The sequence below is a fragment of the Flavicella sp. genome (assembly GCF_037132785.1).
Taxonomy (GTDB): domain Bacteria; phylum Bacteroidota; class Bacteroidia; order Flavobacteriales; family Flavobacteriaceae; genus Flavicella.
In genome coordinates this window covers 1-12,068 of the sequence record NZ_JBAHZZ010000084.1, presented here as the reverse complement: position 1 = coordinate 12,068, position 12,068 = coordinate 1, and the positions used below count along the sequence as shown (strand labels likewise).

The 12,068-nt window shown below is 34.0% G+C and carries 9 protein-coding genes and 2 pseudogenes; 3 read left to right on the top strand and 8 right to left on the bottom strand.

All coding sequences use genetic code 11. The features are described 5' to 3' along the window. Positions 1-288 precede the first annotated feature (288 nt). The 8 genes and pseudogenes from V5787_RS05660 to V5787_RS05625 all read right to left on the bottom strand — a co-directional run. Positions 289-501: pseudogene (locus V5787_RS05660) on the bottom strand (IS3 family transposase); the annotation flags it as partial. A gap of 329 nt (positions 502-830) precedes the next feature. Beyond that, positions 831-1,583: a DUF1080 domain-containing protein gene (locus V5787_RS05655; protein ID WP_336892294.1), complete on the bottom strand. Its 753-nt coding sequence runs from the start codon at positions 1,581-1,583 to the stop codon at positions 831-833. 3 nt (positions 1,584-1,586) lie between these two features. Then, positions 1,587-2,640 (bottom strand): annotated as a pseudogene (locus V5787_RS05650) (sugar phosphate isomerase/epimerase). A gap of 29 nt (positions 2,641-2,669) precedes the next feature. Beyond that, positions 2,670-3,818 carry a Gfo/Idh/MocA family oxidoreductase gene (locus V5787_RS05645; RefSeq protein ID WP_336892293.1) on the bottom strand — a complete coding sequence of 383 codons (1,149 nt, stop codon included), beginning with the start codon at positions 3,816-3,818 and terminating at the stop codon, positions 2,670-2,672. Between the two features lie 2 nt (positions 3,819-3,820). Then, a complete protein-coding gene (locus tag V5787_RS05640) occupies positions 3,821-4,390 on the bottom strand; it encodes a hypothetical protein (protein ID WP_336892292.1) in 570 nt (189 codons plus the stop codon). Positions 4,391-4,397: 7 nt separating this feature from the next. Beyond that, positions 4,398-4,985, bottom strand: coding sequence for an MFS transporter (locus V5787_RS05635; RefSeq protein WP_336892291.1), 588 nt, complete (start codon positions 4,983-4,985; stop codon positions 4,398-4,400). 13 nt (positions 4,986-4,998) lie between these two features. After that, complete coding sequence (locus V5787_RS05630; protein WP_336892290.1) at positions 4,999-5,919, bottom strand: sugar phosphate isomerase/epimerase family protein; 921 nt, start codon at positions 5,917-5,919, stop codon at positions 4,999-5,001. Between the two features lie 78 nt (positions 5,920-5,997). Continuing rightward, entirely contained in the window at positions 5,998-6,978 is a 981-nt protein-coding gene (locus V5787_RS05625) for an AraC family transcriptional regulator (RefSeq protein ID WP_336892289.1), read from the bottom strand. A gap of 183 nt (positions 6,979-7,161) precedes the next feature. Between V5787_RS05625 and V5787_RS05620 the strand changes: the two genes are divergently transcribed. The 3 genes from V5787_RS05620 to V5787_RS05610 all read left to right on the top strand — a co-directional run. After that, on the top strand, positions 7,162-8,847 hold the full coding sequence (locus tag V5787_RS05620) for a GMC family oxidoreductase (RefSeq protein ID WP_336892288.1): 1,686 nt from the start codon (positions 7,162-7,164) through the stop codon (positions 8,845-8,847). 10 nt (positions 8,848-8,857) lie between these two features. Beyond that, positions 8,858-9,481 carry a gluconate 2-dehydrogenase subunit 3 family protein gene (locus V5787_RS05615; RefSeq protein WP_336892287.1) on the top strand — a complete coding sequence of 208 codons (624 nt, stop codon included), beginning with the start codon at positions 8,858-8,860 and terminating at the stop codon, positions 9,479-9,481. Between the two features lie 620 nt (positions 9,482-10,101). After that, positions 10,102-12,068 (top strand): SusC/RagA family TonB-linked outer membrane protein (locus V5787_RS05610; RefSeq protein WP_336892286.1); only part of this gene is annotated, 1,967 nt, incomplete at its 3' end.

The window sequence follows — 12,068 nt, the reverse complement described above, 5'->3', positions numbered from 1 at the left end:
AAAACTAAAGGAAAATGAACCAAAAAATAGATCCATAACTAACATAAACAATGAAAATAAGAAAAAAAAATATAAATTTTAGATTTAAAAAGTCAAAATTGAAATCTAAAAATGAAAAGAGCATTATGCAACGGTCTTGATATTAGAGATTTGGTTATTGATTGTGAATTTGAAGCTAAACAAGATGAAATATCATTTTTTATAATAAGAATTTTAACGAGCATTTTGAAATTTAATTGGTATAAGTCGCTCTTGGAGAAGATGCTCACCGCCTTTTTTAATATATCACGATACATTCTTTAACTCTTTCTTTAGCGCTTTGAGTTCGTGAGCTTCAAGAGGTATTTCTTTCTTTTTTGAGAAATATCCAAATTTTAACTTGTATTTTCGTCTCCAACATCCAATCATACTGAGGTTTAAGTCATAGTCCTCACTAACTTGTTTTGTCTTAATACCTGAATTTAATAGTTCTAATACCAAATAAACGTCAAAATGATTGATTAAATTAGTTTCTATTTCCTTTTTATTTCAATATAAAATAGAACCGTAACCCAAGCTATGCTAATATTTTTTATTTCATAAAAAAAAATAATTCAAATTTATGATGAACTACTCAGAAATTCATTTGGTATAATATCATAACTTTAAATTTATTGTCATACTTTTTTATCATAAATCAAATATGAAATTTAAAGCTCATAAAAATCGTCACCCCAAAGGTAGACACTCCTCTTTATGGGATAGTGCCAATTTTAGAAGTGCCTTTTTTTCTTGAGGAATCTAAATCTATATCCACAAAACTGAGGATAGAAGCCGTTTTTTAATATTGTTTACAACTTCCTTAACCATATATTTCTATAACTAACAGGAGAATCATGATTTTGAAGCATTATTGGAGCCTCTCCATGTGCTTTGTATTCTGGGGTACCAATAAATTTAGTAGAACCCTTTAGAGTAAAATGATCTATAACAAGAATTCCGTTATGAATAACTGTAATAGTAGCAGGTTTGGTTAAAGTTTTGTCTTCCTTAAACTCGGGCGCATGATAAATGATATCATAGTTATTCCATTCTCCGGTTGGAACTGATGCTTTTACTAGAGGTATTGTTTGTTTATAAATAGATGAAACCTGTCCGTTTGAGTAGGTCGGATTGTTATTATTATCTAAAATTTGTATTTCGTATCTCTCTTGTATAAAAACTCCACTGTTTCCTCGGTGTTGTCCAAATTTATTTAAATCTGATTTTGGAGATTTCCATTCTAGATGTAGTTGCATACTACCAAAACTCTCTTTAGTTTTTATACCTGCGTTCACCTTGCTTCTACTTACTGTCATAGATTTGTCTTTGTTTAAGATCCAATCAACTTGTCCACTGTCTTTGGTGCTTACCCAATTGTTAAAATTACCTCCATTAAATAAAATTATTGCATCACTTGGAAGGTTGTTTTTATTAGCAGGGGTTACTGTTGGTGGCACAGGTTCCCATATTCCCGTGTCTTTTGATGATAATTTTTGTTCTTTTTTTTGAGCTTGTGATAATATAGCTATAGAGCACATTACAATGAATATTACATTTTTCATAACCTATAGTCCTAAAATATTTTTAAGTTGTTGTTTATCAATTTCTGCTCTAGTAAAATCGTCAAATGTTTTATTTGTAGTCTCGATAATGTGTTTTTGAATAAAAGGGGCTCCCTCACGAGCACCTTGTTCAGGGGATTTTAAACAACATTCCCACTCTATAACAGCCCAAAGATTACATTCGTATTGTGTAAGTTTGGAAAAGATACTTTTAAAATCTACCTGACCATCTCCTAATGATCTAAATCTTCCTGCTCTGTCCTTCCAGTTTTGATAACCTCCATAAACACCAGTTTTTCCAGAAGGTATAAATTCTGCATCTTTTACGTGGAACATTTTTATAAACTCATGGTAATAGTCAATGTATTTTAGATAGTCTAGTTGTTGTAAAACAAAATGACTTGGATCGTAAAGTATATTTACACGTTTGTGCTTTCCTGTCGCTTCTAAAAATCTTTCAAATGTAATACCATCATGTAGATCTTCCCCTGGATGAATTTCATAACACACATCTACCTCTTGTTCATCAAAATGATTCAAAATAGGTAACCAACGATTAGCTAATTCCCTAAAGCCCATTTCAATGAGTCCATTTGGACTTTGAGGCCAAGGGTACATAGTGTGCCAAAGTAAAGAGCCAGAAAAGGTAGCATGTGCTTTGATGCCTAAATAGTTACTAGCAGTGCCTGAGTCTTTTAATTGTTGCACCGCCCATTCTGTCCTTTTTTTGGGATTGTTTTTACAGTCGTCAGGAGCAAAATTGTCAAATATTAAATCATAAGCAGGATGCACAGCAACAAGTTGCCCCTGTAGGTGTGATGCTAATTCTGTAATCTCTAATCCGTAGGAGTTTACGAGTCCTTATTATTTCGTCGCAATAAGTTTTGCTGTCAGCCGCTTTGTTAATGTCGATTAATCTTGTATTCCAAGATGGTATTTGAATTCCTTTATACCCTAAGTTTGATGCCCATTGGCACATTCCTTCTAAACTATTGAAGGGTTTATTGTCTCTTGAAAACTGTGCTAAAAATACTGCAGGTCCTTTTATTGTACTCATATGTTGTGATAATGTTAGTTTTCTTTTACTTAAACTAATTTAGTCCAAGTAGAATTATTATTGTTACTTTCAACAGCAGCATAAATAAATTGCATCCCTCTTATTCCGTCATCTACTGTTGGGAAATCAGGAGTGTTTGGTCTTTGACCATTTTCTAATGCCAATAAATGATTAGAGAAATTTTTGTAGATGGTCGCAAATGCTTCAAGGTACCCTTCAGGATGTCCAGCGGGTATTCTTGAAACTTCTAGAGCTTCGGAATATAAACCATTTCCGTTTGGAGTATAGGTTTTTACGGGCTCATCTAACCATTTTGTAACAAGTTTATTTGGATTCTCTTGACACCACTCTAAACTTCCTTTTTCGCCAAAGACCCTGATTGCAAGGTTGTTTTCTTCGCCAACTGCAATTTGTGAAATCGACAAAGTACCTTTGGCTCCATTGTCAAATCTCAGTAAAATATTTCCATCGTCATCTAGTGTTCTTCCTTTACCGAATACACCTAAATCAGCAGCAACTTCATCAATTTTTAATCCTGTAATATATTCTGTTAAGTTTTCAGCATGCGTACCAATATCACCAAGTGCTCCTCCAATTCCAGACCTTTTTGGATCTACTCTCCAGGCTGCTTGTTTTTGTCCAGTTCCTTCAATAGAAGTTGCAAGCCAACCTTGTAGGTAATGCACTTGTACTTTTCTTATTCTACCTAGGTCTCCATTTTGAATCATTACTTTGGCTTGTTTTACCATAGAGTTCCCTGTATAGTTATGTGTCAAAGCAAAAGACTTGCCAGAAATTTTAATAATGTCTTTTAAAGCCAGTGCTTCATCAAGAGTAAGTGTAATTGGTTTGTCGCAAATTACATTAAACCCATTTTCAAGTGCCATTTTTGCAGGAGAAAAATGCATGTGATTTGGTGTCACGATAGCAACAAAATCCATACGAATATCTTTATGTAGCTCTTTTTCTTTTAAGATCATTTCCTCGAAGTTTGCATAGCATCTTTCAGTGGATAATAGTAAACCTTTACCAAATGATATAGATTTTACCGTTGTACTGCTAAAAGTACCGCAAACCAATTCTATCATTCCATCAATGGAAGAAGCTTTTCTATGAACATCTCCAATAAAAGAACCTATTCCTCCACCGACCATACCCATTCTTAGTTTTCTAGTCATTTTTATTTTTTTACAATTTCTATTTTCTTCATATAGAGATTAAGTCCTATAAAGCATATAATAAGTATCACTGGAAGGATAGACATAGCTCTTAGTGCTTGTAACTCCTTTGCATTATCCATGAGTTTTCCCATGATAGGAAGTACAATAGAAACAGACAACATTCCAGCTCCTCCCATAATAGAAAGTCCGAGTGCACCAGTCTGGGGTAAATATTCTGCTACAAAACCTAGCATGGTTGGCCAAAAGAAAGTAACTCCAACGGCAAATATTGTAGCTGCAACAAAAGTCATTCCTCCGGAAGTAATCGTTAATAACCAAAGACCAATCAGAGTAAATATCGCAGAATACATTAACATTCCTGTTGGCTTAAGTTTATGAACAACTTTTCCAGCAGACAATCTACCAAGTGCCATGATTCCGTTTATAAATGCTAGTACTAACAATGGAGAATCTACAGAGGTTTTAAGTAGTGATTCAATTCTTTGAGTGGTTCCTAGTTCAGATGCAGAAGTTAAGAGCATACAAAACACCATAAATATAAATAAGGGGTTTCCGAGACTTGAAATCATCTTTTCTTTACTGATTCCAAGCTGAATACGTTCTGTGACAGGGAATTTTTGACCATAAAATAGAACACCATAAATAATTAAAGGGATAAACAATAAAGCAACCATTATTTGCCATTCTAGATTTAGGACATCCATGATAAACCATCCAGTAAGTGAGCCAATAACAATGCCTCCAGGAAACCAAACATGAAAACGATTTAACATTTTTGTTTTTAGGATACATAGAAGCAATCATTGGATTTAAAGCAGCTTCTATCATACCATTACCAATTCCTACAAATAGAGTTGCCATGAAAAGAGAAGTCATAGAAGTTGCAAGTAAGGTCCAAATAATTCCAATAGCATGCATTATAAATGCGATCCAAGTATTTTTTTTAATTCCTAAAGAATCTACAAGAGACCCTCCAATTATCATAGCTAGGGTGAACCCCCAAAATGCAGGAGTAAATGCATACCCTATTTGCTCAAGTGTTAAGCCAACCCCTTCATGACCAAATACAGTTTCAAGACGCACTCTAATTGCAAAAGTCATTGATGTCGTAATTAAAGCAATACAGCAAGCTAGAAAAAGTTTGTTTTTATTTATTGTTTCCATATTGGATATCAATTTATGCTTGTTTACCGGCCTTTATTAACAGGTTTCTTGTGAGTTCTATACCTTTTATTTCATCGTGCTGTGATCCTTCATACTCAATACCAATAAACCCTCTATATCCAGAGTCTTTTACCATTTTCATAATTCTGTAGTAATCAATTTTAGACTCATCTCCGTTTTTGTTGAAAACTGAAGATTTTGCACTAACCGCTTTTGCGAAAGGAAGTAGTTCTTGAATCCCTTTATAGCGATCGTATTCTTCAATGCATTTATTAAATGTGTTATGACTGATGCAAAAGTTACCGAAATCTGGAAGAATACCACAATTTGGACTTTTTATTTGTGAAAAGACTTCTTTCATCCATTCTCCATTTGATGAAAGTCCACCATGGTTTTCAACCAAGATATTGATGTTTGATCCTTGTGCATATTCAGAAAGCTTTGTAAGGGATTCAATACCAGATTTTGCTACTTCTAATTTTGTTCCGTTTCCTCTTAAGTTTACACGTATTGCGTGACACCCTAGACGATGTGCTGCATCGATCCATTTATAATGGTTTTCAATTGTTTGATTTCGTTTTTTAGTGTTTTTGTCTGCGATTGAACCTTCTCTGTCTATCATGATTAAAACATTTTCTACACCTTCCGTGTTTGCTCTTCTGTTCATTTCATTTAGATAAGAGATGTTTTTTGCTTTGTCAAAGAAAAATCTATTGACATACTCTACTCCGTTACACCCTGATTTTTTAGCGATATTGGCAAAATCCAAATGGTTTATTTTATTTGCGAATAATGAACGATGAAGAGACCATTCAGCTAATGAAATTTCAAAAAACAACTCTTTTTCTTTTGTGGAAAAAGCATAATTGATGGTTGAAAAAGTTATTGCAGCACTTGCTTGCGCAGTTTTTATAATAAAATTTCTTCTTTTCATGTGATTCAGTCATTTGAACAAATTTAATAATAATAATAATAAGTGATTATTAAGTTTGTAATTGACCAGTGAAATAATTTAAACACCGTGTTGGCTAGGAACTGGTCTTAGCTTGAATTCGTTTGGTGAGCATTTTTCATATTTCTTAAAAACGGTTGAGAAATATTGACTTGTTGTGAATCCGCACATGTATGCCACTTCTGCGATAGTTAGATTTTGTTTTTTAAGAAAGAGTCTTTTTGAATACTCTAACCTTCTGACTGTCAAGTACTTCATAGGAGTGAGATTGGTCAGTTGTTTGCAATGGTGTGTGAATCTGGTAAGACCTATACCAACGGATTTTGTCATTTTTTCAATTGTCCATTCCTCAGAGAGGTTGTTTTCTAGTTCGCTTAAGAAGAAACTAACGGACCGAGAACTATCTGTTAAGGTTTCGTTTAACTCAACGTCTCCGGTATCTAGAAGATCCAAAAGCAGTATTAAAAGGTAGTTTATTAATAGTCGAATTCTAGAAGCATTACTTCCGTTTTTGTCAGTGTTTACAGCATTGTTAATTCTGGAAAAACAGCTTCTTACTCGTTGGTCTGTTTTCCAGATAGACCTCTTGTTTTGACGTAAGATTTGAGTTAGACGCGCTAGATCATCCGGAGTCATGTTAATCCAGTTAGGCCATATCCATTCCTGATGAGGTCTCCTTACTTGGAGATCAATAATCACCCAGTAAAACTTACCTACACCAACGTTAGGGTTCCCGACTTTGTGTGCTTCCCATGGTCTTGTGATAGTTAAATGATCTGGGGTTAAGATCGTTTCTCTGCCTTCTTGAGCGTAGGGCATTGTGCCTGATTCTAAAAAATGAATCTCTATTCCTTCGTTTCTATGCCAGTCAAGTCCCCAGTCTTGTGGCTTACTTGCGTCCCAGTATCCGATACTATTTAACCCTATTGTGTTGTGATCGAGTCGATCTCCTGGGTAAGAATGCCGAGCAAGAGCTTTGAGTTTAAGTTTTTTTTTTTCGTGTGCGTCAATTAAAGGAAGGCAGGTGTCGGCATGATACACGATACCTTCTGCTTCGTAGGGTTGAATTTTTTGTTTATTATTTATCACTGAATTTATTTGAACATTTATATTATGTAAATTAGTTATTTTAGATTAAAAAATGGATGACTTGCATTTGTTTTTTATAAACTATAAGTAGTTTGATTTAACCAATCTAACAACTTAACTTAAACAAATTAATAAATGATTGACAAGATTTATAAGAAATTTGACGCCATTGTAATAGGTACAGGTATATCAGGTGGTTGGGCCGCAAAAGAACTGTGTGAAAACGGCTTAAAAACACTGGTTTTAGAAAGAGGAAGGATGGTAAAGCATATTCAAGATTATCCAACAATGTATCAAGACTCTTGGGATTTTAAATACAGAAATAAAATTCTAAATAAAGTTTCAGAGCGTAAACCTAAACAATGCAGATTAGGATACATAGCTAACCCTCAATGGTTTCATTGGTTTGTTGATGATGTAAAGCATCCTTATAATGAAATAAAAAGATTTGATTGGATACGTGGTTACCATGTTGGAGGTCGCTCTATTACGTGGGGAAGGCAAACGTATCGCTTGAGTGAAATGGATTTTGAAGCGAATAAAAAAGATGGCTATGGAGTCGATTGGCCTATTCGTTATAAGGATATTGCACCTTGGTATGATAAGATAGAAAGGTATATTGGAGTTTCAGGTCAGAACCTAGGGCTTAAACAATTACCTGATGGTAAATTCTCAACACCTATGGAGTTAAATTGCGTAGAGAAAGATTTACAAAATAAAATTGAGGCAAACTTTGACGATCGTTTATTGACTATCGGAAGAGTTGCTCATTTAACAGGAAATGCACAACATAAAGGCAGATCAAATTGTCAATACAGAAATCGATGTGGTAGGGGTTGTCCTTTTGGCGGGTATTTTAGTAGTAATTCTTCTACAATTCCAGCAGCTGAACGTACAGGTAATATGACCTTACGACCAAACTCAATTGCTTACGAGATCGTATATAACGATAAAACAAAAAAAGCTTCTGGAGTTAGGGTTATTGATGCAATCACAAAAGAGAAGTTCTTTTTTGAAGCGGATATCATTTTTAATTGTGCATCGGCAATTGCTTCTGCGTCGATTTTAATGCAATCTAAATCAAAACGTTTTCCGAATGGTATGGGAAATGACTCTGGAGAGTTGGGACATAATATAATGGATCATCATTACCAAGTTGGTGCCTCTGCCATTGTGGAAGGGTTTGATGATATGTATTATAAAGGACGAAGACCAAATGGTTTTTATATTCCAAGATTCCAAAATGTAGATGAAAAATCCAAACAAAAAGACTTTGTAAGAGGTTATGGCTATCAGGGAGGTGCTAGAAGAGGAAATTGGCAAAATGCAGTAGCTGAATTGAGTTTTGGAAAAGATCTAAAAGATAAGTTGTTAAAGCCTGGAAGTTGGAGTATTGGTATGGGAGCTTTTGGAGAATGTTTGCCCTATCATGAAAATAAAATTTCCTTAAATTATGAAAAATTGGATGAATGGGGATTGCCTACTCTAGATTTTGATGTAGAGTTTAAGGAAAACGAAATGAAGATGCGAGAAGACATGATGAATCAAGCGGTTAAAATTCTAAAGAAAGCTGGATACAAAAATGTATCGGGTCATAATAATGAAGCCGTTCCAGGAAAAGGAATACATGAAATGGGAACAGCTAGGATGGGAAGAGACCCTAAGACATCGGTATTAAATAAGCACAATCAGATTCACGCAGTTAAAAATGTATATGTTACTGATGGAGCTTGTATGACTTCATCTGCATGTCAGAACCCATCTTTAACCTATATGGCTTTGACGGCACGTGCTGTAAACCATGCGATTAATGAATTTTAAAAAAAAAATTATGGATAGAAGAACCGCACTGAAAAATTTAACAATGAGTATGGGTTATGCTGTTGCAGCTCCTACTTTAGTAAGTATTTTATCTTCTTGTACTACTGAAGTTTCTACCTGGGAGCCTGTTTTTTTTACTGCTGAAGAGAAAAAAATGGTTATTCAGTTAGTAGATGTCATTATTCCTGAATCTGCTGTTGTCGGAGGATTGGATGTAAATATACCTCAGTTTATGGATTTGATGTTTAAGGATATTGAAAAAGAATCAAATCAAAAGCTATTTAGAAATGGAGCACAATTGTTTGCAACTCGTTTTAAAGAAAAATTTGGTATTTCTGTATTAGATGGGAAAAAAGATGAATTTGAAGAATTATTGACGCAGTATTTTAATTTGTCTGAATCAAAATCAAAAGAAATATTAAGATTTCAGAAAAAGCCTATTGATAAAGTATTGAGAGATAAAAAGGATATTTATAATGTATATAAGTTTCTATTGTTTGTAAGATATTATTCAATTTACGGATATTGTACATCAGAAAAAGTAGGTGAAGAGGTATTGAGCTACGATCCTATTCCGGGTGATTATAAAGGTTGTATTTCTGTTGAAGAAGTTGGCAATGCTTGGTCATTGTAATGTGAAAATAGATATTTGATATGTTTTTTTGTCTTATTAGTTGTGAAAGGTTGCAAAAGTGTAATCTTAAGGAGAGAATTATATAAATACCTCTCGAGTAAAAAACGATTATTCCGAAGAACTATGATGATTATCAGGAACTTGAAGATGATTTTAGACATATTTATTAAGACCAAGAGTTTTCTGAATATAAATTTCATATAGAGTATCGTTTTATTGGAAATCTATTAAAAGAGGGCGTCTGGTATTGAAAACACTCCCCTCAAAGAAATGATAGTTGTTTTGTCTCGCCGATATGATGTTGAAGTCATATTTAAGAATAAAGCTATAAAGGATGTGGAATTCATAGGAGTATTAAGAAAAATTCAAGAGTTTCAAGAAAGACTTAAGCGTATCCAAAACTTTGAGATATATAATGGAAAAGTAATTTTAGAATAAAAAAAGGAACGAAGTATAAAATATTTAGCGATATAAGAGCTTCATTCCTTAGAGTTTAGAGTGTCATTTAAATCGAGTATTAACCAAATTAAACTGAGTAATAACTAAAATCAAACAAATTTATGAAAATTAACTTAATTAATGTCCGTTCTCTGGCGAGAAAGCGGTTTTTAAAAACTTGTATGAAAATATTTATATTTTTTATAAGCACTGCGATATTCAGCTTAACCCCAGGAAATTATTTCTCTCAAAAAAAGGTAATCATAGAAAAAAAGAAACTGGTTACCGTAGACGATGTGTTTAAAATAATAGAGAAACAGACCTGTTTTAATTTTATCTATCCAAAAGACCTATTTAAAGATTCACCAAAATTACAATTAAAAAAAGGAGAGATAAAAATATCTAAGCTAATAGATACTGTCTTAGCTACAACTGATTTCAGTTTTGAGCTAACTGAAAACAACACGATTTTTTTTAAAGAAAAAACAGAAATTAGTACATATATAGAGCAGACTATAAATATTTCAGGTCAAATATTGGATGAAACAGGATTCGAATTACCTGGTGCTACTATTATTGAAGTAGGTACCAATAACGGTACTACTTCAGATTTTGATGGAAATTTTAGTTTGAATGTCACTAGCGAGAATTCTCAAGTATCCGTCTCGTATATAGGATATGAAACGCAGACTTTAACAGTGGGTAGTCGTACCCTATTTAGTATTTCAATGGGACCAGATTCAGAGAGTCTGGATGAGGTAATTGTTGTAGGCTACGGTACTAAAACAAAGAAGACCTTGACAGGGTCGGTTTCAATTGTAGAGGGTGAGGTGCTACAACATACTCCTAACGCGAATATATCTGCAAACCTTCAAGGTAGATTACCTGGATTGACAGCGAACCAAACGACAGGTGAACCGGGAAATGATGATCCAAATATTTTAATTCGTGGATTAGGAACTTTTGGTGACAATACTCCTCTTATAATTATTGATGGTGTGCCGCGTGGAAATATGAGTCGGTTAAATCCAGATGATATTGAAAATATTTCGGTGTTAAAAGATGCCTCAGCTGCAATCTATGGAGCCCGTGCTGCTAATGGAGTAATTATAATTACTACAAAAAGAGGTGAGAAAGGTAAACCCGTCTATAATATCTCTTTTGAAACAGCTTTCTCAAACCCTACGCAAATACCGAATATGTTGACTTCGGCAATATATGCTAAAACATATAATGAAGGAGAGTGGTATGCGCAAGGCAGACCGGATGAGAGTAGTTTTAATCCACATTATTCTGAAGAAGCTATTCAAAAATTCAAAGATGGTTCTGATCTTATTTTGTATCCGAATACGAATTGGGCTGACGAAACATTGAAAAAAAACCCAATGCAACATCGTTTGAGCATGTCAGCATCTGGTGGCTCAGAAAAAATTAATTATTTACTTTCTTTTTCTTATATAGATCAAGAAGGTAATTATAAAAACAACCCCACAAGGTTCCAATCGTATAGTATGAGAGTTAAGATAGATGTTGATTTAACGGATAATTTGACTATTGGAGCAAATCTTTCAGGTTTACACAATGATAAAGATTACGCATCTCAAGAAACTTATGTTAATTTTTACAACATTTTGCTGGCTCTTCCAACGTTACCAGCTGTTTATCCTAACGGTTTAATAGCTCCAGGACGACTTGGAGAGAACCCGTTATTGCTTGATCGAAGAGGCTATAAAAACATTGTTGAAACTCCTATATATACTACTTTTACGGCCTCTTATAAAATTCCGTTTGTCAAAGGGTTGAAAATTGATGCTTCATTCAATTATGATCTAGATAATCACACAAATAAGAGATGGAACCTACCTTACAATTATCATGAATTTAATGTAAATACGGGAAACTATGACGAGAAAACATTGGGTCCATTAACTCCTGAGCTTACTGATAGGTATGATAAATTTACGACCAAAATGTTTAATTACCGTTTTACTTACGAGAACACTTTCGGCGATCATAATATGTCGGCAATGGTTGGGCAAGAGCAACAAGAGAACATGCATAGTTGGGTCCAGGCTTTCAGAAGAAACTATGTTAGTACAGTCATCGATGAGATTGATGTAGGAAGTAGCGCAGCTGAAGATAAAGATAA

What these genes read in the sequence shown, in the direction of transcription:
- V5787_RS05645 (WP_336892293.1), bottom strand. Translation starts at nt 3,818, where the DNA reads ATGACTAGAAAACTAAGAATGGGTATGGTCGGTGGAGGAATAGGTTCT.
- V5787_RS05615 (WP_336892287.1), top strand. Translation starts at nt 8,858, where the DNA reads ATGGATAGAAGAACCGCACTGAAAAATTTAACAATGAGTATGGGTTAT.
- V5787_RS05620 (WP_336892288.1), top strand. Translation starts at nt 7,162, where the DNA reads ATGATTGACAAGATTTATAAGAAATTTGACGCCATTGTAATAGGTACA.
- V5787_RS05635 (WP_336892291.1), bottom strand. Translation starts at nt 4,985, where the DNA reads ATGGAAACAATAAATAAAAACAAACTTTTTCTAGCTTGCTGTATTGCT.
- V5787_RS05640 (WP_336892292.1), bottom strand. Translation starts at nt 4,390, where the DNA reads ATGATTTCAAGTCTCGGAAACCCCTTATTTATATTTATGGTGTTTTGT.
- V5787_RS05630 (WP_336892290.1), bottom strand. Translation starts at nt 5,919, where the DNA reads ATGAAAAGAAGAAATTTTATTATAAAAACTGCGCAAGCAAGTGCTGCA.
- V5787_RS05655 (WP_336892294.1), bottom strand. Translation starts at nt 1,583, where the DNA reads ATGAAAAATGTAATATTCATTGTAATGTGCTCTATAGCTATATTATCA.